Here is a 19,798-nt window from a genome sequence, read left to right on the forward strand (position 1 = left end):
TTAATAAAGTATATAATATATAAAATATTAACAGTAAAACTTACGAATCTTTATTTTTAGAGCAGGTTCTTATACTAGGTTAATAAAAAAAGCAGCTCAATTTGAGCTGCTTTTTTATCTGTGCTTTAAAAAGCTATTAAGCGTTTAAAGGTTTTCCATCCCAAGCAGCTTTCGCAGCTTCTTTAATGGCTTCTGAATAGGTTGGGTGTCCGTGGCAAATACGAGCAACATCTTCTGCTGAAGCTCTGTACTCCATAGCTACTGCTAATTCCATAATAAGGTCAGCAGCTCTGGCACCAACGATATGTGCACCTAATATTTCATCTGTGTTTTTGTCGGCTAATACCTTTACAAATCCGTCTAAATCTCCACTTGCTCTTGAACGACCAAGGGCACGCATTGAGAATTTACCAGCTTTGTAGGCTACACCAGCATCTTTTAATTCTTGTTCTGTCTTACCAACAGCAGCAACTTCTGGCCACGTATAAACAATACCAGGAATTAAGTTATAATCGATATGAGGTTTTTGTCCTGCTAAATACTCAGCTACCACAACACCTTCTTCTTCAGCTTTATGTGCTAACATAGCTCCGCGAACTACGTCACCAATAGCGTAAATATTACTAACATTCGTTTGTAAATGGTCGTTTACATCAATTTGTCCACGCTCGTTTACCTTAACTCCAGCTTTGTCTAGTGCAAGTCCGTCTGTATAAGGACGACGACCTACAGCAACTAAACAATAGTCACCAGTAAAGCTTACTTCCTCACCTTTTTTGTTGGTAGCGGTAACAACAACTTCCTCACCTTTGCGTTCTACAGCACTAACTCCATGACTAACGTGGAATTTCATACCTTGTTTTTTCAATACTTTGGTAAGTTCTTTTGAAACGTCTTTGTCCATGGTTGGCGTAATAGCTGGAGCGTATTCAACAACGCTTACATCAGCTCCTAAACGTTTGTATACAGAACCTAATTCCAAACCGATAACTCCACCTCCAATTACGATTAGGTGTTTTGGAACTTCTTTTAATTTAAGAGCTTCAGTAGAGGTGATAATACGTTCCTTATCTAAAGAGATAAAAGGTAAGGTAGAGGGTTTAGATCCGGTAGCAATGATGATATTCGTCCCTTCAATAACTTCTGAACTTCCGTCGTTTTTAGTTACTTTTACTTGGGTGTTGCTTTCGAATGAACCTAGACCTTCGTATACGGTAATGTCATTTTTGTCCATTAAGTATTTGATTCCACCTGTGGTTTGCTCTACCACTGAGGCTTTGCGATCAACCATTTTACCAAAATCGAAGCTAGGCTTTTCAACACTGATACCGTGCTCTTCAAAATGATGAACAGCATCGTAGTAGTGGTGAGAAGAGTCTAATAAAGCTTTTGATGGAATACATCCTACATTCAAACAAGTACCTCCTAAGGTAGGATATTTTTCTATGATGGCAACTTTTTTTCCTAATTGAGCAGCTCTGATGGCAGAAATATATCCACCAGGCCCAGAACCTATAACGATTACATCGTATTTCATTGTTATCTGATTTTTAAGGTTTTTAACCTAAATTATTGAGTTCTTCTATGAGGACCACAAAGTTACAATTATTTGTGATATTATAGCTCACTACTTTAGAATTACTATTTTTAAAGCGCAAAATTTTAACGTAATGAAAACAATAAAACGAGTAGGGGGTGTAATTGTCGTGGTTTGGCTGATTAGTCATTTTTTTCAACCCGCCAAGAATACTGGGGATTACAAAGCCTTAGCTCCCTTTTATGCGGAGACAAATCCCTCAAAAGAAGTAAAAGAAATTTTAACAAAAGCCTGTTTGGATTGCCATAGCAATACTACACAATACCCTTGGTACAGCGGTATTGTACCAGTGAACTACTGGATGGCTAATCACATTGAAGAAGGGAAAGAGCATTTGAACTTCTCGAATTGGGGTGCGTATTCTTTAAAGCGCAAAGAGCACAAAATGGAAGAAGTGTACGAAGAAGTGGAAGAGCAGCACATGCCTATAAGTTCCTATACCTGGACACATGGAGATGCGAAGTTGTCAGCGGATGAAGTGAATAGCTTGGTGAGTTGGGCGAAGGAAGTGCAGGCAACGTATAAAAAACAATTAACACAGCAGTAGTATTGAAAAAGCACGTCGTTGTTATTGGCTATGTTTGGGTGAGTCCGAAGGCCTCCGCTGCCGGAAGTAGAATGTTACAGCTCATAGCTTTCTTTTTGAGGAATGAGTATACAGTAACTTTTGCGACACCGGCGCAAAAAAATAAAGAAGCATTCGATTTGCAATCTTTAGGAGTAAAGGAAGCGAGTATTGAGTTAAATCACGAGAGTTTTGATGATTTTATCAAAAGGGAAGCTCCCACAGTGGTCCTTTTCGATCGTTATATGATGGAGGAGCAGTTTGGTTGGAGAGTGGCAGAAGCCTGCCCAGAGGCGTTGCGCATACTCGATACAGAAGATTTGCATTGTTTGCGATTGGCCAGACAGCAGGCCGTTAAAAAAGGAAGTCCCTTTGCGGTTGAAAGTTTACTAGAGTCAGATATGGCAAAACGAGAACTTGCGGCCATTTACCGTTCAGATGTCTCGTTGATTATTTCAAGCTATGAAATGACGCTGTTGACGAGTTTGTTCAAGGTGCCGAAATCCCTGTTGTATCACTTGCCGTTTATGTATCCAAAAATGCCTGAGAATACAGGCAATAGTGATTTTGAATCGCGTAAAAACTTCGTTTTTGTTGGGAATTTTTTACACGCACCGAATGTCGATGCAGTGCTGCAGTTACGATCGTTGTGGAAACTAATAAGGAAGCAGCTTCCGGAAGCAGAGCTACATATTTACGGTGCGTATCCTACACAACAAATACAAGAATGTCACAAGCCCACAATGGGACTTTTTGTAAAGGGCTATGTGGAAGATGCAGAAATCCCCGTTAAAGAGGCAAGAGTGGTGTTGGCACCCATTCGATTTGGTGCTGGAATTAAAGGTAAGTTAACCGAAGCAATGCGCATGTTAACGCCTAGTGTTACTACTAAAATTGGAGCAGAAGGTATGCATGATGGACTACCTTGGAATGGAGTGGTGGTAGATTCTGAACTCGACTTTGTAACCGCGGCAGTTGATTTGTATCGAAATCGAGAAGCATGGGAGCAGGCTAGGGAGCACGGTATTCAATTGATTAATAAGCACTACGAACAGGAACTGCTGAGTGCGCGTTTATTGGCGCAGATAGAACAGCGACTCGACAACTTAAGTCAAGATAGACGGGCGAATTTTATCGGGTCCATGTTACAGTACAAAACGCTACAAGCTACTAAGTACATGAGTAAATGGATTACCGAGAAAAATCGGAACTGAGATCAAAATTAAAGAGAATCCCTTTTGAATACGAGTATTCAAAAGGGATTTTTTATTATTCTATTTTAATATCAATAGAGGTTCTGCGTTGCCATCCAGTTACGTCAACGACGGAAATTTGGCAGTGGTAATCACCACTGTCAATGTTGGAGGGTATACTTAGCTCTTGTTGAATTTCATAGCTTTTTGGCGCCCCATCTATGTTGTAGTTTTGCATAAAAATAAAAGGGGTAATCGGAGTCTTTACCGGTGACAAGGTGCATTGAGCGCCTTGGTCATCATGTGTGTGATGATCAAAGTTATGATGAATGTCAATGGCATAGGTAGCGAGACCTATATTGTCAGAGGTCTGTACTTTTACCGTGTATTTTTGTCCTTTTTTAAGTACAGTACACGATTTAGGGAAGCCCTCTTGGTAATTTACCGAGATGGTTGGTTTTTCCTTATCTGGCGCTTCCGATTCGCTGCTACAACTCGCAAGTATCATAAGCAGGAATAGAGCGGAAAGTTTTGAACGTAGTTTCATTGGATACTGAGATTATTCAATTACAAAAGGAACAGAGAGTTTTACCGGACTGTTGCTTCCCGTTTCTTTTACTAAGATGTTTAACCAATAATTTCCTTTTGGAGAATCTTTCAATAGATCCATGTGATAGTGGATATGTGGATTTTTAACCCCGTCGTAAAGGTTCTTTGGAATTACCTTGGTCATGCTATTCCACTTTCCTACAGCAACGCTTTGTCCCGTTCTCCATTCTTTGAAATAGAGTTGTAAGGTGATGTCACTAACGGTAGCAGGATCTGAAAGGTACTCGAATTCTATGTGTAATTCATCAGATCCGAAAGTTACTTTTTGATCTTTACCTACTTCTAATTCTTTGAATTTTTTAACGATGTTTAGGTCTTTAGTAATTACGGCCTTTGTTCCGTCTTCATGCATCACAGTAATTTTAAACTTGTACACTCCGGCAGCAGGCTTAAATTTAGGTTGGTATTTGTTGGTTTCATCAAAGTACACGTGATAGTGAATGTGTGGATTTAATTGACCCGCGTAATTGGCAGTCGGTACTAAGTGATCTTTTAATTCCCAAGCAACTTCTCCACTTCCTACACTCGGTACATTACTAGGCTGCACATTGAAGTAGATTTTGGTTACTTTACTGGTTCCTTTGTATTCAAATTCAGTATGCACGTCTATGTTTGACTGTGGAAGAATAAAGTTGGAGTTACCTAATTCCATGTCTTTAAAACGTTCGCTATGAATGTTTTCTTCAAAGCTAGGGGTAGGTTGCTCATCATCACTACAAGAAACGATAAGCGTACTTATAAAAAGTAAAAAGAGAGGTTTTAAAATGGTTTTCATAATTTAAATATTAAGTTAAAATGATTGAATGATTCGAATGGAGTAATTTCTTCCCGGCTCAGGTACTTCGATGAGACGGTAAAAACTAGTGTGATTAAAGACTTTGGCGTCAAACACATTGTTGACATTGAGTTGGACCCGAGTGGGGTGCTTTTTTGAAAATATTTTAAGTGCTGCACTGGCTCCTAAATGAACCAGTTGGTATCCAGGTGTCGGCTTTTCTGGAGGTACAATTTCGTTCTGATCAGCGGTAAAGACAGTGTTGGCAAACAGCGTTAATCGCTGTTGAGTAGCGAAATGCTGCGGTTGATATTGTATTCCCAACCTCGCTGTAAATGGAGGTGTAAACGGCAGTGAAAAGTTCTTCTTAGGGCCGTTGAGCTGTCGTGCTTTTACGTATTCGGCACTGGCGTTTACTGTGAGTGAAGGATGAATGTCATAGCGCACAGTAAACTCTCCTCCATAGCGGAATACACTACTTTGCGTATACTGGTAGCGCTGCAACGTTTCGTAATAACTAGTTGTAGGCGTCAGATAGATGAAATTGTCAAAATAGGTGAGAAACGGACTTAGTTCCCAACGTAGTTTAGAGGTTTTCCATTGGATGTTAGCGTCTAACTGATACGAACTTTCTGGACGGAGTTGAAGATTTCCTACTTCAAATCGATACATGTGGTAATTCACTCCATTTGAAGCCAATTCATGTGCCAGGGGAATTCTAAAACTCTTTCCTAGTTGCAGGTTAATTTTCCATGAGCGAATGTGGTATTGTGCCCCTAAAGCTGCACTGAAGCTGCTAAAGTTTAGTGTTTTGTCGTCGGAACGCTTTCGGTAACTCACTCCTGAATTTCCGTTTCCTAATGGAGAAGGGAACCATTCTCTGTAGGCTTCCGTTTTAACTCTTCCGTAGTCATAGCGAATTCCACCGTCAAATTGCCAGGTTTTTGAAGGTTTGTAAACGTCAAATAAATAGGCGCCGAGTACCGTTCGTTGGTAATTGGGAATAAGAAAGCCCCAGCCTCCAATTTGATTGTCTTGATATTCACCATCGATTCCATAGGTGATGCGGTGGCCTGCGATGTTGTGAAACTTGTGTTTAAAAGTAGCGTTGTAAGTGTTTTTTTTGAATTTTCGTTCCAAGGAATTAGGAGGTGTAGGCATATACCCATGTGGTACGGGCTCTGAATGTTCTTCCCGATCATTGCGCTGAAAACCAAGATTGATTTCAAGAGTGCTGTTGTCGAAGAAAAAACTATTTTGGTGATTGATTTTAAAGTGATTTACCTTGTGGAAAGGCAAGGATATATCATTGTTGCTCTTGTCGTAGTCAATTTTTGAGGTTCTTACTTCTAGCCCGTGTGCGTTCGCGAAAAAACCATTTTTTTCATTGACGTTACTCAAGGTGGTTATCGAATTAAAAGAGTCACTGCTATACCCGAGTACTGCGATTGCATTATGACTAAAGCCCGCGGTATTCCGAAGTTGTTGTCGATACAGGTTAAAGACGTAATTATCGTAGTTAATTTTATCGGTAGGAACGCGATAATCTCTGTAGTCCTGATGCGTAATTCTGGTCTTAAAAAACCACTTGGTATAGCGTTGAGTAATTCCTGCTGAGATCCCGAGTAGGTGATTGTTACTCTGGTAGTTTAATTGTAAATCGTTTTTTCGTTCTCCGACAGCCGGGATTTTGTTGTTTTTGACCTGAATTACTCCAGCGATGGCATCAGATCCAAAAGATAAGGAGGCAGCTCCTTTTACAACTTCAATCTGATCAACAGCGTATTGATCCATTTCTAAACCGTGATCAGCCCCCCACTGTTGCGCTTCGTGTTTGATTCCGTTTTCCGAAACTACCAACCTGTTAAACCCCAGTCCACGAATGCTGGGTTTCGCCTGTGTTGCTCCGATGGTCATCACATTCACGCCAGCGATGGATGCGAGTGACTGTGCCAGTGAATTACCTCTGTTTCGAGCCATAAACGCGCTGTCTACACGGATAGTTGTCGCTCCGATACGCTGTGACAATTTAGAGGTTCTTTTATTGATTTGAACTTCGTCCAAAACGTTCCTAATGGGCGTGAGTAACAGCGTTTGTGTAGCGTGTTTAAACTGATAGGCAGGGTAGTGTAAAGTTTGATAGTTTAGATGGCTAATGCTGATGTTGCATTGGCTGCCTAAGCTCGCGTTAACCTGACAATATCCTCGGTTGTCTGTCGTAGTGAGCTTTGCGTTAATCCGCACGTGTGCGTTGGCAACTGGCTGTTCAGATACCTGATCAAGAATGCGGAGCGCTATGGATGAGTCGCTTTGTGAATACAGGCTAAGTGCGCATATCCAACAAGCAAAGAACAATGCTTTTGAATTCATTGGGGTTTAATTTTAAGTGGTAACAAATGGGTTTGTCCTCAGTTATACGACCGCTCGCTGAGTAGCATACAGTGAAGGCCTTAAACGTTAAGGTGTGGTGTGTTAAATACGAGGAGGAGCTCGTAGACTTTTGTATTCGTTAGAAAAGTGATCCCATTGCGTGTTTGTATAGGTATCAACAGCCGTGGTCATCACATAATCTCGTGGCTCCAAACTGTAATTTGGCAGCGTTAGCTGACTGGGAAAGGTGGCGAAATCACAAAGCTCACAAGGAAGATCTCCATGTTCACTTTTAAAGGAACGCTTTTGTGTTAGCTCTGGGCCTTCCTGATGGCAGTCGGTGTGCAAAACTTTGGTAACTGCAGGAATCGTCCATACAATCAGTAGTAGGATACTGGCAAGTATGGTTCGTTTTTTTATAGCTAAATACATCCTGTAGTCTTGTTAATGCAATCAGGTTGCAAAAGTATAAAGCTAGGATAGAATAGCTATGTTAAAAAGTGTTAACGTTTTCTAAAAAAATGGAGCTTATTAAAAAGCCCCCTCACAACTCAAAGTGCAAGGGGGCGTGTTTTATTATTGGGCTTCGATAAGTCCCGCTCTTTTGAGTAGGGCATCAGAGTTCGGTTCTTGACCTCTGAATCGTTTATAGAGTTCCATAGGTTTTTCCGTACCTCCTTTAGAAAGTACGTTGTCTTTAAACTTGGTGGCGACTTCGCGATTGAAAATTCCGACTTCCTTAAAATATTCAAAGGCATCGGCGTCCAATACTTCCGCCCATTTATACGAGTAGTACCCGGCTGAATAGCCTCCTTGGAAGATATGTGAAAAAGCGGTACTCATACAGTTTTCCGCTACGGATGGGTACAGTTGCGTACTTGAAAAGGCTTGGGTTTCAAAAGCTTTGACGTCCTCAATACTTTCGGGGTTTTGATGACCGTGCCAGTTCATGTCTAATAGTCCAAAACTCAATTGACGCAGTGTTTGCATTCCTTCGTGGAAGTTGGCCGATTTTTTGATCTTCGCAACGTATTCCATTGGGATGGCTTCGCCTGTTTCATAGTGTTTTGCGAATAAGGCAAGTGCCTCCTCTTCATAGCACCAATTTTCGAGTACTTGTGAGGGAAGTTCAACAAAATCCCACGAAACAGAAGTTCCCGATAAGCTTTTGTACGTGGTGTTTGCGAGAATTCCGTGCAGGGCGTGACCGAATTCGTGAAACAGGGTGGTAACCTCATTAAAAGTCAGTAAGGAAGGCTTGGTAGCCGTTGGCTTGGTAAAATTACAAACGATCGATATATGAGGTCTTTCATTGACTCCTGCGATAATTTGTTGTGATTTATACGAAGTCATCCAAGCTCCGTTTCTCTTTCCTGGTCTTGGATGAAAATCGGCATACAGATAGGCGACAAAGTTTTCTTGTTCGTCCAATACCTTATAAGCTGTTACTTCTTCGTGGTAGGTGTCGATATCTTCGGTAACTTCAAAACGTAATTGATACAGTTTCCCAGCGATGTCAAAAGCTCCTTGTAGTACATTTTCTAACTTAAAATAGGGTTTTAATAACTCCTGATCGAGGCTGTACAATTCTTTTTTAAGTTTTTCACCGTAGTAAGCACCGTCCCATTTTTCGAGTTGTGTGATACCGTCTAATTTTTGAGCATAGTCAGAGAGGTGGTCAAATTCACGTTGGGCAGCAGGCTTGGCCTTAACCAAAAGATCGTTTAGAAAGCTCAAAACTTTTTCTGGAGTTTCGGCCATTCTGTCTTCCAATACAAAATGGGCGTGGGTTTTATAACCTAATAAGTTCGCTCTTTGATGACGTAGTTTAACGATGTTAAGAACGGTTTCTTCATTGTTGTTCTCATTGGACTGGAATCCTTTTCTCCCAAAGGCAAGTGCCATTTTTTTTCGTAAGTCACGGTTGGCTGCGTAGGTCATAAACGGCACGTAGCTCGGGTAGTCAAGTGTAAATACCCAACCGTCTAACTCGCGTTGTTGCGCGAGCATTTTAGCTGCTTCTTTGGTCCCTTCTGGCAAGCCTTCTAAGTCTTTTTCGTCCGTTATGTGTAAGGAGAAAGCATTGGTTTCGGCAAGTACGTGTTCTCCGAATTCTAAACTTAATTTGGCCAACTGTGCATCAATATTTCTCAGGGTTGTTTTTGCCGACTCTTCTAAATTAGCACCGTTTCTCGTAAAGCTTTTGTATTGCTTTTCAAGGAGCATTGCTTGTTCAGTATTGAGGTTTAGTTGCTCTTTTTGATCGTAAACACTGCGTATTCTAGAGAACAAGGCAGCATTTAAGGTGATGTCGTTTTTAAATTCGCTCAACCAAGGAGAAATTTCCCTGGCAATTGACTGAATTTCTTCATTGGTCTCGGCAGAGTTTAGATTGAAGAATATCGATGTAATTCGGTCGAGTTGTTCTCCTGCATTGTCAAGGGCAACCACAGTATTTTCAAAGGTAGGTGTATCACTTGCCTTGCTAATCGCTTCAATTTCCTCGAGTGCTTGGTCAATGGCTTCTTTAATAGCGGGTTTATAGTTAGCTACTTCTATTTTTTGAAAAGGAGCAGCATTAAATTTCTCTAAAAGTGGATTCATAAATCAATCTTATTTTAACTAGATAAACCTCATAAAGTGACTTTATGAGGTTTTATAATATTTTGTGTTCCTAAGGTACTTATTTTTTTACTCTCTCGGAAGCTTTTTCTACCTTGAGTTTTAAGCCTTCTTTGTAGGCGATGATTTTATCGAGTACACATTTGTCAGAAGCACCGATGATTTGCGCTGCCAGGATACCTGCATTTTTAGCACCGTCTAAAGCGACAGTGGCTACAGGGACTCCTCCAGGCATTTGTAGTATAGAGAGTACCGAATCCCAACCGTCAATTGAGTTTCTGCTCTTTACAGGGACGCCAATTACAGGTAGCGGACTCATACTGGCCACCATTCCCGGTAGGTGAGCCGCCCCACCTGCACCAGCTACAATAACTTGGACCCCACGTTGGTGAGCCTGTGTGGCATAGCTTACTAATTTTTCAGGTGTTCTGTGTGCTGATACGATATCTACTTCAACAGGAATGTCAAAGCTTTCTAAAATATCAATTGCGTCTTGCATTACGGGAAGATCAGAGTCGCTTCCCATGATAATTCCAACCATAAGTATATATTTTGTCTGTACTTGTTCGTTCCGTGCAAAAGGAACAACAGTTACGATTATTTATTTGCTGATTACCTTAATTGTTTCCTTTACTTCCTGTGCTATTTTACGGGCTTCATTCACATCTTCATGAACGATGGTTACATGGCCCATTTTACGAAAGGGCTTGGTGTGTTTTTTACCGTAAATATGTGGGCTTACGCCATCGATTTCAAGTATCGATTCCAGGTTTTCGTAATAGACGTCACCGCTATGTCCTTCAGCGCCTACTAAGTTTACCATGATACCGGCAAGTTTGCTATCGGTTTTCCCCAAAGGAAGATCAAGGATACTTCTCAAATGCTGTTCAAATTGACTCGTATAACTCGCTTCAATAGAATAATGGCCTGAATTGTGCGTGCGTGGTGCTACTTCATTCACCAATATTTCGTCGTTTTCTGTTTGGAACATTTCAACGGCTAAGAGTCCGACAAAGTCAAAGGCATTCGCTACTTGTAAGGCTATGTTACGCGCCTTTTCAGCCACCTTAGTGTCAATGCGAGCCGGACAAATTACGTATTCAACCTGATTGGCTTCTGGGTGAAATTCCATTTCAACGACAGGGTAGGTAGTAAGAGCTCCTGACGCATTGCGTGCTACTATGACCGCGAGTTCGTTTTTAAAAGGAACCAAGTTTTCGGCAATACATGCATCGGGTGTAAGGTTGTTTAAATCACTGGCCTGACGAATTATTTTTACACCATTTCCATCATAGCCAAAACGCGCGGCTTTCCAAACAAAAGGTAAGGTAACTTCAGCGTTTTCAACGGCAGTTTGCAACGCCTGTAGGGTGTCAAAACGTTTAAATGGAGCTGTCGGGATGTCGTTTTTTTCGTAAAAGCTTTTTTGATCGGCCTTGCTCTGAATAATGCGAAGATTTTCTGGTTTCGGATAAATAGGCAATCCTTCAGCTGCCAAGGCATCTAAGGCATCGATGTTGACATTTTCTATTTCGATGGTCAGCAAGTCTACCTGTTTTCCAAATTGGTATACCGTGTCGTAGTCTAACAGGTCACCACAGTGAAACTCATTACATATTTTCGCACAGGGTGCTGCTTCATTCGGATCGAGTATGGCGGTATAGATGTCTAGTTTTTTGGTTTCGCTCAATAACATCCTTCCCAATTGTCCGCCGCCAAGTACGCCCAATTTGAAAGATGAAGAAAAATAATTTTTCACGATGTATGTGTTAGTGTGTTGTTGTGCTGCAAAAATAACAATCTAATTAAATACTAAACTGATTTAATTGGTTATTTGTAAAGAACTTCCATTTTGAACAACATTATACACACGTGCACCTCCATCACAGTTTGAGGTTCCAGAGATCAAGCTACCGTTTAACATACTGTATTTACTTTTATCACAACTGCATTCCAATACGGGTGGGCTAATGGTCATTGGTGTATTACAATCTTTGTTAGGACACTGTCGGTCAAGAGCTATATAAGGGCTAAAAGAGCCTCCCGTCCCTTTGTTGAAAAGGACAATACCGTTGAGTCCTCCAGCTACTTGTGCTGTTCCATTGGGGGTGAGTAAGCCGTTAAGTTGTGGTGTGTTCAGGTCAACTTGTATGGGTTGAATGGAGTTTCGAAAACAACTGTTAACAGCTGGACTACTGCTGCATGCAGTGAGTAAAAATAAAATAAATACGTAAAAAATGTTTTTCATTCGTGTAAGGTTCAATAGGAATAGAACGTTACGAATTTACGAAAATTTTGTACATTTGTAAGACAATCTCATCGCTGACCGCATGAGATTTTTAAATTTATTGAAGTTATGAGCAACGTATCTTATTATACAGAAGAAGGATTAAAAAAGCTAAAAGATGAATTGTTTCATTTAGAGCAAGTTGAAAGACCTAGAGTGTCTCAAGAAATTGCTGATGCTCGTGATAAAGGAGATCTTAGTGAAAATGCAGAGTACCATGCTGCTAAAGAAGAACAGTCGCTTTTAGAAACCAAAATAGCAAAATTAAAAAACGTCGTGGCTAGCGCTCGTATCATTGATGAAAGTCAATTAGATACTTCAAAAGTCTTGATCCACTCAATCGTTAAAATAAAGAATACTCAAAACGGGATGGCCTTTACCTATACTTTGGTCGCAGATAGTGAAAGTGATGTTCGAAACGGAAAACTTTCAGTAAACTCGCCTATTGGAAAAGGACTTTTAGGAAAGAAAGTGGGAGAATTGGCAGAAATTAAAGTGCCAAATGGGATTATGAATTTCGAAATTGTCGATATCTCTCGTTAAGCAATATTGTGAGTAAAAGTATTCGAACTCCAACAGCATTGGAATTCGAATACTTTTTTACCTTTATACCAAAAACTACCAATTATGGCCAGCATATTTTCAAAGATCATCGCAGGAGAATTGCCTTCTTATAAAATTGCAGAAAACGAAGAATTCTTCGCTTTCTTAGATATCAATCCCAACGCGAAAGGACACGCTTTGGTAATCCCTAAACGCGAAGAGAATAAATTATTTGATTTGTCACAATCTGAGTACGACGGGTTGATGCGCTTTTCATACCAAGTGGCCAAAGCACTGGAAAAAACGGTGCCCTGTGAACGTATCGGGATGAGTGTGATCGGGTTAGAAGTACCTCATGTTCACGTGCATTTGATTCCGATAAATACCATGGATGATATGCGTTTTGTAAACAAAGTAAGCTTGACAGCTGATGAGTTTACGTCCTTGGCAGCAGCCATTGCAGCGAATATGGAATAGTATTCGCAGGCGATTGCCCTTAGCTTTGAGCAGGGGCTTTAAGTTGTCTCGATGTGTTTTAAATAATCGTCTAAAAGATATCGAATCCGAAAAAGAGCGAAGTACCTGTTCAGTGGTACGATGTAAATTGTATACTTGCTAGTCTGATGAGTTGGCTACTTATGTCAGTGTTTTCGATAGCTGTATTTCAAAAGTAGTGCCTTTGCCAATTTCTGATTTGAGCACGGCAATCTTACCTTTGTGATAATCGTTAATTATGCGCTTTGAGAGCGATAGGCCTAAGCCCCAACCTCTTTTTTTGGTGGTAAATCCCGGTTTAAATACCTGTTTAAATTGCGATTTAGGAATCCCTTTACCAGTATCTGTTACCCGGATTTTAAGGAATTTCGCCTTGTCGTCTATCTCGAGTTTTAGTTCACCTTTACCTTGCATGGCATCGATAGCGTTTTTAAGTAAATTCTCAATCACCCAACCAAAGAGTTCTTTATTTAAAGGCAACTCCGTAGCATCAGTATTTGAGCTAAACTCAAAGTGCAATTGCTTGGAACTTCTCGAAGCTAGGTAGTTGAAAACATTGCGGCTAATAGCCACTACGTCTTGTGGCAATAGTTCGGGCAAGGAACCTATTTTCGAAAATCTGTTTGCAATAATATTTAATCTGTTGACGTCTTTTTCTATTTCATCTACATAACTCGGATCAATATCTTCTGTCCGCAATATCGCAATCCATCCGAGTAAAGAAGATAGCGGTGTTCCAATTTGATGAGCGGTTTCCTTGGCCATCCCCGTCCATAATTTGTTTTGTTCTGCTATTTTTCCAGACTTAAAAACCATATAAATGATACTTAAGAAGAGTCCTAAAATTAGCAATAGGGCAAGAGGGTAGTATTTTAGCTTGTATAGCAAATCAGAATTCCGATAATACACGTATTGTTTAGGAGTATTTTTATAGCTAATTTCAATGGGAGTATTTTGGGCTCTCATGAGCTCTAATTGCTCTTGAAGGTAGCCATTTCGAAGTACTTTAAGGCTGTCGAGATTTTGACTTTCAATGATATTTCCGTCAACATCGGTTAAGATAAGCGGAATGTTTTGGATGCTTTCAATAACTTTACCTTCTACATTAAACTCATCATTCAAATTTTCGTTAGCGTCGAATTCTTTTAGAGCCGTGGCAAACAACTCCATTTTTAATCGTTCTTCTTCTTTAAATTTTTGGAAAAAAATATAGGTATTCCACAGGATAAAGGAAACGATTAGCACGGAAATAAAAATGGCGATACGCTTTAGCCAAAAGGTGTTTTGAAAAAAACTCATAGGTCAAATATAAACTATTCTAAACTATAACAGGTTATGTAATTCTGTAGTATATTTACAGTAAAATAAAATTAGAAATGTTATCTATAAATCCCAATGATATTCCAGTAGGTAAACTACACAGTTACCTCTTAGGTGCCATAGCGCCAAGACCCATCGCTTTTGCGAGTACTATCGATGAGGAGGGGAGACCTAATTTATCACCATTTAGTTTTTTTAATGTATTTGGAGCCAATCCTCCAATCATGATTTTTTCGCCAGCGAGAAGCGTACGTGCCAATACCACTAAACACACATTGGACAATGCAGAAGCGACCAAAGAAGTCGTAATTAATGTTGTCAACTACGACATAGTGCAGCAGATGTCATTGAGCAGTACGATGTACCCGAAAGGAACGAATGAATTTGAAAAGGCGGGATTAACAATGCTAGCTTCTGAAAAAGTAGCTCCCTTTCGCGTTGCAGAATCGCCAGTACAATTTGAATGTATCGTAAAAGAGGTCATTCATACCGGAACTGAGGGAGGTGCCGGAAACCTAATCGTTTGTGAAGTGGTGAAAATGCATATCAATGAAGAGGTGTTGGCAGCAGATGGAAGTATAGATCAACATAAAATAGATTTAGTTGCCCGAGCTGGTGGAAGTTATTACACCAGAGCTAAAGATGGTTTTTTTGAAATTCCTAAACCGATAGCAACCTTAGGTATCGGTGTCGATCAAATTCCAGAACCTATACGGTTTAGTAAGGTGTTGACGGGGAATAACCTCGGGATGTTGGGGAACGTTGAGCAATTACCTTCTGAGGTGGCTGTTGATAACTTTAAGCAAGAACATCCAGAATTTGTGGGGCTCACTGAGGAAAAAAAACATACTTTTGCACAAGAGTATTTAGAAAATAATGATGTAGAAAGTGCTTGGAAAGTACTTTTAATTAAATAGCATAGTAATGGAAGTAATAGGTAAAATTAAATTGATTCACGCAACGCAAACTTTTGGAAGCAACGGATTCCGTAAGCGTGAGATGGTCGTGACTACAGATGAGCAATATCCTCAAATGATTTTGATTGAATTTATTCAAGATAAATGTGATATTTTAGATAGCTACCAAGTAGGACAAGATGTTAAGGTATCTATCAATTTACGTGGAAGAGAGTGGATCAATCCACAAGGGGAAGCAAAGTACTTCAACTCTATCCAAGGTTGGAGAATTGAGAACTTAGCGCAAGCAGCAGCTCAAAATATTCCTCCTGCAGACAGCTTTGCTCCAGCTCCTGATTTATCAGATAATGAGCCAGACGATTTACCTTTCTAATACGTTAGGAAAGAAAAATATAGAGAAAGAGCGGGTTTCCGCTCTTTTTTTTTGCATAATTTATGATTTATAACGGAAAATTGCATTTTTTTTAACGGAAAACCCGTTTTTAAAATCGAGAATGCGTAGTACCTTTGTACCATCATCACTCAGTATGTACTGAGAGAGGAATTTAAGGGGAAAACAAACCTTCTAGCCAGGTCTAGAAGGTTTTTTAAAAAAATCATTATATGAGTATAGTTAGAAGGGTACTGATATAAAAAAACACCTTAATCGCTTGCGTTCGATTAAGGTGTTTACTTTTTATTGAAAGTGTCAGTTTTTTTGTTAGCTAACCATACTAAATATTGCCCATGCATAAATAGCAAATCTCAAAAAGCGGAACAAGCCAAAAACAACGACTCCTTTAAATGGATATTTAATCATTCCCGCCGTCATACAACTTATAGAGAAAGGTAGGGGCAATAAGGCACCTACTAAAATCAAGAAACCACCCCACTTGCTCGTGTTTTTAAGGTGTTTCGCCATTTTTACTTCGAGGTACTGTTTTACAGCATTAATTTTTAAGGCTGCTCGCCCTATAAAATACGATATAATTCCTCCTGAGTAAGAAAGTGTTGCTAAGAGTGATAAATTGAGTATCGGATCGGCAGTTTTCTTTGACCAAGCGATAAAGATCTCTGGCGGTATTAGCCCCAATAAGGTTTCTGAAACAAAAAAGGTTGTCAATACTCCGACGCGAGAAAAGGTCTCGGTCATCGCTTGCAATCCATCGTTGATATTGTACACGTATTTGTTAAAGAGTATAAGTCCTATTACCACACCGGCAATTGGCCAAAAGGCCTTCTTCAAGCTCTCCCAGATAAACATGTAAAAACCAGTTCGCTGGTAGTAAACATGAAGTCTTTTTGCTTTAGGAGTTGGATTTTTTTTCTTTCTTTTTTTAGAATCTTTCATTACTTCGTTTCCTCGTATTTTGAAGCCGCAAAAATACGAGGTAATCTGGCATATATCAAAGAAATATTGTTAATTCTATGCACATTTTCAAAGAAATGGAATAGGAATCCTAAAGTCGTTAAATTTTGAGTCTTTAACTAATTTCAATTGCTTGCTTTTTGGGAGTGTTGTGAATTGATTATTTTAGCAAAAACCGACCTTATTTATGAAGTTGACCAAACTGATAGAACAGATTTTTAAAAAGTACTTACCTTCACCGTTTACCATTGCCGTATTGTTGACTTTGACCACCATGCTGCTTGCACTCCTCTTTACAAAACCGGATGCGGTGTCGACCGTGGCCTATGGCGAGCAAATACTGTTGAGTTGGAAAGACGGAGTTTGGACAAAAGGCTTGATCGAGTTTGCTTTTCAAATGATGCTCATCTTAATATTGGGGCATGTATTGGTGTTGAGCAAGCCCGTGAGTCAAATCATCGTAAAAATTACACGCTATGCAACGTCGACAGCCACCAGTGCTGCTTTGGTGGCAAGTACTACGATGTTAGTGGCATTTTTTAACTGGGGACTCGGTTTGATCTTTGGGGCATTGATGGCACGCAAAGTAGCAGAACACGCACAAAAAAGAGGTGTGGATATAAACTATCCGATCATCGGAGCTGCCGGGTATACGGGGTTGATGGTGTGGCACGGAGGAATTTCGGGCTCTGCTCCAATAAAGATTAATGAAAGTGGCCATATTAAAGGACTGATGGAGTCCGTTTCATCACCAGAGCTACTCGACCAAATTCCTGATACCATTAACTACGGAGCCACGGTGTTGAGCTGGTGGAATTTGCTTATATTTTTCGCGGTACTGCTTACCGTGTCTGGACTTTTCTATTTTTTGGGGAAACGATCAAAACCGACAAAATTTCACTTACCCGAGTACGAAATGTACAGGGAAGTAAAAGCGAAAGACTTTTCTGAAAAACTCGATCAATCGAGGTGGTTGGCCTATGGCTTTGGAGGAATTATTTTGTTGAGTTTCTGGTTGAGTTACGGTGGGCAAGTAGCACGTTTAAAAATAACTCCCAATCTCATTAATTTCTTTATGTTAGGCTTGGCAATAGTATTGCACGGTAGCTTTAAGAGCTTTACCAAAGCCGTTGGAGATTCTATTGGAGATATCTCGGGGATACTCATTCAATTTCCTTTGTATTTTGGGATTATGGGAATCATGAAGGGAACGGGAATGGTCGCTTTGATTTCTGGATATTTTGCCGCTATTTCCACAGAAGTTACCATGCCAATTTTAACTTTCTTTAGTGCTGGTTTGGTCAATATTTTTGTGCCGAGTGGAGGTGGGCAATGGATTGTTCAAGGCCCTATAGTGGTAGAAAGTGCGTTACAACTCGGAGTTCCTTTACCCAAAGCGATAATGGCCTTGGCCTATGGTGATCAGATTACAAACATGTTGCAACCTTTTTGGGCATTGCCGCTTTTGGGAATTACTAAATTGAAAGCGAAAGAAATTTTACCCTATACCTTACTCGCAATGTTAGTTGGAACCGCCGTATACTTATTGGGATTACTATTGTTATGCTAGTGATTAGTTGTATTTTTGCACCTATAAGTACTACAGATGATTTGGCTCGGAGAAAATATTGAATTTCCACCTTATGAATATACTACTGAAGACGGAATCTTAGCTCTCGGAGGAGATTTGTCTACAGAACGATTGATACACGCATACCAACGTGGTATTTTTCCTTGGTTTAATGAAGGAGAGCCCATAGTTTGGTACTGCCCCTTAGAGCGTATGGTATTGTATCCGGAAGAAGTGAAGGTGAGTAAATCTATGAGAAAGATTTTGCGAACTTCTGATTTTACAATCACGGAAAACAAAGCCTTTGCCGAGGTTATCTTTAATTGTAAGTACATTCAAAGAGAAGGACAAGACGGTACGTGGATCACTGATGCCATGCTTTCCGCGTATTTGCAGTTACACAAATTAGGAATTGCAAAGTCCATAGAAGTATGGCGAAACCAAAAATTGGTGGGAGGCTTGTACGGGATTGATTTGGGGAACGGTGTTTTTTGTGGAGAAAGCATGTTCAGCAAAGAATCCAACATGAGCAAGGTGGCTTTTATTCACCTCGCTCAAAATTGTGGATATAAACTTATAGATTGCCAAGTGTACAACGATCACCTAGCGAGTTTGGGGGCCATAGAAATTCCAAGAAAGTTATTTTTAAGCTATTTACTTTCTTAACTAAGACCAAAGGTGTTTTTTAATAAATCTGGACTGATTAGCTGCACTATAAGTGTCACGATAAGTGCAATAATGAATATAAATAAGGCCGCAAGGATACAGCAAATGATTAGCACTACAATAAACCTGAGTAATTTCCCAAGTGTTTGCTTCCACGAGTGTTTTAAAAGTTTTGTGAAGGTATACAAGTAGTACACCACCGTCATGAGTAAGCTGTATGCGTAGATATTGGGAGAAATAAAGTAGCCCAAAAAGAAGGTAAGTATGGTAAAGTACATAACCGTTCCTTGCATATAAGCATTGATGACCAAATGCTCTCCAAAGTTATACGGTTTACGGTAGGTGAGCCAACTGATTAGGGCATAAAAAGGGAGGAATAAAAAAGTCATGATATTGTAGTACTTCAAGAAAAACTGCCACCATGCATTTTGAAATTTAATCTGGGCTTTCGCGCTATTTTGTTGTCGCAATCTCTTTTTGTATTCTTTTTCACTCAAGTTAAGGGCAGACAGGTCTTCCGTCGCTTGCTTTTCGAGTTCCATCATCTGCTCTGAAATCAGACTCTTCTGTATCGTTTGGTATTCGTCGGCGAATAGGTTGAACATAAGTAGTGTTAATGCAGCTCCAAGAGCTAGGTAGCCAAAGGGATTAACATAGCGCTTTCTGACCCCCATCAAATATTCTTTCAGTAATACATGTGGGCGGGTAAACATCGTTTTAAAGGTTCGGAAAAATAGGCTGTCAAAGCCCAACATAGCTAGGAGTTCTCCGATTAAAAAACGAAAGGTAATTCTATTTGTGATTACTTTAGCCCCACAGTGATCACAAAACAAAGCCTCGGCTTCGAGTTTTTCGTGGCAATTTTTACAGTGCATAGTATTTTGTTAGGTTGTTGATTTGAGGGCTAATATAAAAATATTT

General features: G+C 40.0%; 20 protein-coding genes. 8 read left to right on the forward strand and 12 right to left on the reverse strand.

Annotated elements, in window-relative coordinates:
* Positions 1-136: 136 nt before the first annotated feature.
* The gene (gene lpdA / locus ACKTS5_RS05815; protein WP_408042905.1) at positions 137-1,537 is read right to left on the reverse strand and encodes a dihydrolipoyl dehydrogenase; all 1,401 of its coding nucleotides are present in this window, start codon (positions 1,535-1,537) and stop codon (positions 137-139) included.
* Positions 1,538-1,670: 133 nt separating this feature from the next.
* Between lpdA and ACKTS5_RS05820 the strand changes: the two genes are divergently transcribed.
* Entirely contained in the window at positions 1,671-2,144 is a 474-nt protein-coding gene (locus tag ACKTS5_RS05820; protein WP_408042906.1) for a heme-binding domain-containing protein, read from the forward strand.
* A 2-nt stretch (positions 2,145-2,146) separates the two neighbouring features.
* Entirely contained in the window at positions 2,147-3,376 is a 1,230-nt protein-coding gene (locus ACKTS5_RS05825) for a glycosyltransferase family 4 protein (protein ID WP_408042907.1), read from the forward strand.
* Positions 3,377-3,431: 55 nt separating this feature from the next.
* Here the strand turns inward: ACKTS5_RS05825 and ACKTS5_RS05830 are convergent, their stop codons facing one another.
* From ACKTS5_RS05830 to ACKTS5_RS05865, 8 genes are all read right to left on the reverse strand, one after another.
* On the reverse strand, positions 3,432-3,902 hold the full coding sequence (locus tag ACKTS5_RS05830; RefSeq protein WP_408042908.1) for a DUF4625 domain-containing protein: 471 nt from the start codon (positions 3,900-3,902) through the stop codon (positions 3,432-3,434).
* Between the two features lie 12 nt (positions 3,903-3,914).
* Positions 3,915-4,739, reverse strand: coding sequence for a hypothetical protein (locus ACKTS5_RS05835; protein ID WP_408042909.1), 825 nt, complete (start codon positions 4,737-4,739; stop codon positions 3,915-3,917).
* A gap of 15 nt (positions 4,740-4,754) precedes the next feature.
* Complete coding sequence (locus tag ACKTS5_RS05840) at positions 4,755-7,109, reverse strand: TonB-dependent receptor (RefSeq protein ID WP_408042910.1); 2,355 nt, start codon at positions 7,107-7,109, stop codon at positions 4,755-4,757.
* A 102-nt stretch (positions 7,110-7,211) separates the two neighbouring features.
* A complete protein-coding gene (locus ACKTS5_RS05845) occupies positions 7,212-7,541 on the reverse strand; it encodes a hypothetical protein (protein ID WP_408042911.1) in 330 nt (109 codons plus the stop codon).
* 144 nt (positions 7,542-7,685) lie between these two features.
* Positions 7,686-9,713, reverse strand: a complete 2,028-nt coding sequence (locus ACKTS5_RS05850) for a M3 family metallopeptidase (RefSeq protein WP_408042912.1) — start codon at positions 9,711-9,713, stop codon at positions 7,686-7,688.
* A 79-nt stretch (positions 9,714-9,792) separates the two neighbouring features.
* Positions 9,793-10,272, reverse strand: coding sequence for a 5-(carboxyamino)imidazole ribonucleotide mutase (purE, locus tag ACKTS5_RS05855; RefSeq protein WP_408042913.1), 480 nt, complete (start codon positions 10,270-10,272; stop codon positions 9,793-9,795).
* A gap of 60 nt (positions 10,273-10,332) precedes the next feature.
* Entirely contained in the window at positions 10,333-11,490 is a 1,158-nt protein-coding gene (locus ACKTS5_RS05860; protein ID WP_408042914.1) for a 5-(carboxyamino)imidazole ribonucleotide synthase, read from the reverse strand.
* 63 nt (positions 11,491-11,553) lie between these two features.
* Positions 11,554-11,979, reverse strand: a complete 426-nt coding sequence (locus ACKTS5_RS05865; RefSeq protein ID WP_408042915.1) for a putative periplasmic lipoprotein — start codon at positions 11,977-11,979, stop codon at positions 11,554-11,556.
* 108 nt (positions 11,980-12,087) lie between these two features.
* On the opposite strand from ACKTS5_RS05865, the gene greA reads away from it, so the two are divergent.
* Both greA and ACKTS5_RS05875 read left to right on the forward strand, forming a co-directional pair.
* Complete coding sequence (gene greA, locus ACKTS5_RS05870; RefSeq protein WP_408042916.1) at positions 12,088-12,561, forward strand: transcription elongation factor GreA; 474 nt, start codon at positions 12,088-12,090, stop codon at positions 12,559-12,561.
* Between the two features lie 84 nt (positions 12,562-12,645).
* Positions 12,646-13,038: an HIT family protein gene (locus ACKTS5_RS05875; protein WP_408042917.1), complete on the forward strand. Its 393-nt coding sequence runs from the start codon at positions 12,646-12,648 to the stop codon at positions 13,036-13,038.
* A gap of 159 nt (positions 13,039-13,197) precedes the next feature.
* Here the strand turns inward: ACKTS5_RS05875 and ACKTS5_RS05880 are convergent, their stop codons facing one another.
* Entirely contained in the window at positions 13,198-14,355 is a 1,158-nt protein-coding gene (locus ACKTS5_RS05880; RefSeq protein ID WP_408042918.1) for a sensor histidine kinase, read from the reverse strand.
* 77 nt (positions 14,356-14,432) lie between these two features.
* On the opposite strand from ACKTS5_RS05880, the gene ACKTS5_RS05885 reads away from it, so the two are divergent.
* Both ACKTS5_RS05885 and ACKTS5_RS05890 read left to right on the forward strand, forming a co-directional pair.
* Positions 14,433-15,293, forward strand: coding sequence for a flavin reductase family protein (locus ACKTS5_RS05885; protein WP_408042919.1), 861 nt, complete (start codon positions 14,433-14,435; stop codon positions 15,291-15,293).
* A 7-nt stretch (positions 15,294-15,300) separates the two neighbouring features.
* Positions 15,301-15,666 carry a DUF3127 domain-containing protein gene (locus ACKTS5_RS05890; RefSeq protein ID WP_408042920.1) on the forward strand — a complete coding sequence of 122 codons (366 nt, stop codon included), beginning with the start codon at positions 15,301-15,303 and terminating at the stop codon, positions 15,664-15,666.
* 327 nt (positions 15,667-15,993) lie between these two features.
* Here ACKTS5_RS05890 and ACKTS5_RS05895 read toward each other — a convergent pair whose 3' ends face one another.
* On the reverse strand, positions 15,994-16,623 hold the full coding sequence (locus ACKTS5_RS05895) for a YqaA family protein (RefSeq protein ID WP_408042921.1): 630 nt from the start codon (positions 16,621-16,623) through the stop codon (positions 15,994-15,996).
* Positions 16,624-16,828: 205 nt separating this feature from the next.
* On the opposite strand from ACKTS5_RS05895, the gene ACKTS5_RS05900 reads away from it, so the two are divergent.
* Together ACKTS5_RS05900 and aat are read left to right on the forward strand one after the other, a co-directional pair.
* Complete coding sequence (locus ACKTS5_RS05900) at positions 16,829-18,211, forward strand: short-chain fatty acid transporter (RefSeq protein WP_408042922.1); 1,383 nt, start codon at positions 16,829-16,831, stop codon at positions 18,209-18,211.
* Between the two features lie 36 nt (positions 18,212-18,247).
* Positions 18,248-18,877 (forward strand): leucyl/phenylalanyl-tRNA--protein transferase, encoded by a 630-nt coding sequence (gene aat / locus ACKTS5_RS05905; protein ID WP_408042923.1) that lies wholly within the window; start codon positions 18,248-18,250, stop codon positions 18,875-18,877.
* On the opposite strand, the gene ACKTS5_RS05910 is transcribed toward aat, so the two are convergent.
* A complete protein-coding gene (locus ACKTS5_RS05910) occupies positions 18,874-19,752 on the reverse strand; it encodes a DUF3667 domain-containing protein (protein ID WP_408042924.1) in 879 nt (292 codons plus the stop codon). The genes aat and ACKTS5_RS05910 overlap by 4 nt on opposite strands.
* Positions 19,753-19,798: the final 46 nt, after the last annotated feature.

The sequence above is a fragment of the Tenacibaculum litopenaei genome (assembly GCF_964514025.1).
GTDB lineage: Bacteria > Bacteroidota > Bacteroidia > Flavobacteriales > Flavobacteriaceae > Polaribacter > Polaribacter litopenaei.

Excerpts from the sequence above, each read along its gene's own strand:
- purE (WP_408042913.1), bottom strand. The coding sequence starts at position 10,272 with ATGGTTGGAATTATCATGGGAAGCGACTCTGATCTTCCCGTAATGCAA.
- ACKTS5_RS05865 (WP_408042915.1), bottom strand. The coding sequence starts at position 11,979 with ATGAAAAACATTTTTTACGTATTTATTTTATTTTTACTCACTGCATGC.
- ACKTS5_RS05875 (WP_408042917.1), top strand. The coding sequence starts at position 12,646 with ATGGCCAGCATATTTTCAAAGATCATCGCAGGAGAATTGCCTTCTTAT.
- lpdA (WP_408042905.1), bottom strand. The coding sequence starts at position 1,537 with ATGAAATACGATGTAATCGTTATAGGTTCTGGGCCTGGTGGATATATT.
- ACKTS5_RS05820 (WP_408042906.1), top strand. The coding sequence starts at position 1,671 with ATGAAAACAATAAAACGAGTAGGGGGTGTAATTGTCGTGGTTTGGCTG.
- ACKTS5_RS05850 (WP_408042912.1), bottom strand. The coding sequence starts at position 9,713 with ATGAATCCACTTTTAGAGAAATTTAATGCTGCTCCTTTTCAAAAAATA.
- ACKTS5_RS05845 (WP_408042911.1), bottom strand. The coding sequence starts at position 7,541 with ATGTATTTAGCTATAAAAAAACGAACCATACTTGCCAGTATCCTACTA.
- ACKTS5_RS05910 (WP_408042924.1), bottom strand. The coding sequence starts at position 19,752 with ATGCACTGTAAAAATTGCCACGAAAAACTCGAAGCCGAGGCTTTGTTT.
- ACKTS5_RS05900 (WP_408042922.1), top strand. The coding sequence starts at position 16,829 with ATGAAGTTGACCAAACTGATAGAACAGATTTTTAAAAAGTACTTACCT.
- ACKTS5_RS05830 (WP_408042908.1), bottom strand. The coding sequence starts at position 3,902 with ATGAAACTACGTTCAAAACTTTCCGCTCTATTCCTGCTTATGATACTT.
- ACKTS5_RS05890 (WP_408042920.1), top strand. The coding sequence starts at position 15,301 with ATGGAAGTAATAGGTAAAATTAAATTGATTCACGCAACGCAAACTTTT.
- ACKTS5_RS05880 (WP_408042918.1), bottom strand. The coding sequence starts at position 14,355 with ATGAGTTTTTTTCAAAACACCTTTTGGCTAAAGCGTATCGCCATTTTT.
- ACKTS5_RS05885 (WP_408042919.1), top strand. The coding sequence starts at position 14,433 with ATGTTATCTATAAATCCCAATGATATTCCAGTAGGTAAACTACACAGT.
- ACKTS5_RS05895 (WP_408042921.1), bottom strand. The coding sequence starts at position 16,623 with ATGAAAGATTCTAAAAAAAGAAAGAAAAAAAATCCAACTCCTAAAGCA.
- ACKTS5_RS05840 (WP_408042910.1), bottom strand. The coding sequence starts at position 7,109 with ATGAATTCAAAAGCATTGTTCTTTGCTTGTTGGATATGCGCACTTAGC.
- aat (WP_408042923.1), top strand. The coding sequence starts at position 18,248 with ATGATTTGGCTCGGAGAAAATATTGAATTTCCACCTTATGAATATACT.
- ACKTS5_RS05835 (WP_408042909.1), bottom strand. The coding sequence starts at position 4,739 with ATGAAAACCATTTTAAAACCTCTCTTTTTACTTTTTATAAGTACGCTT.
- greA (WP_408042916.1), top strand. The coding sequence starts at position 12,088 with ATGAGCAACGTATCTTATTATACAGAAGAAGGATTAAAAAAGCTAAAA.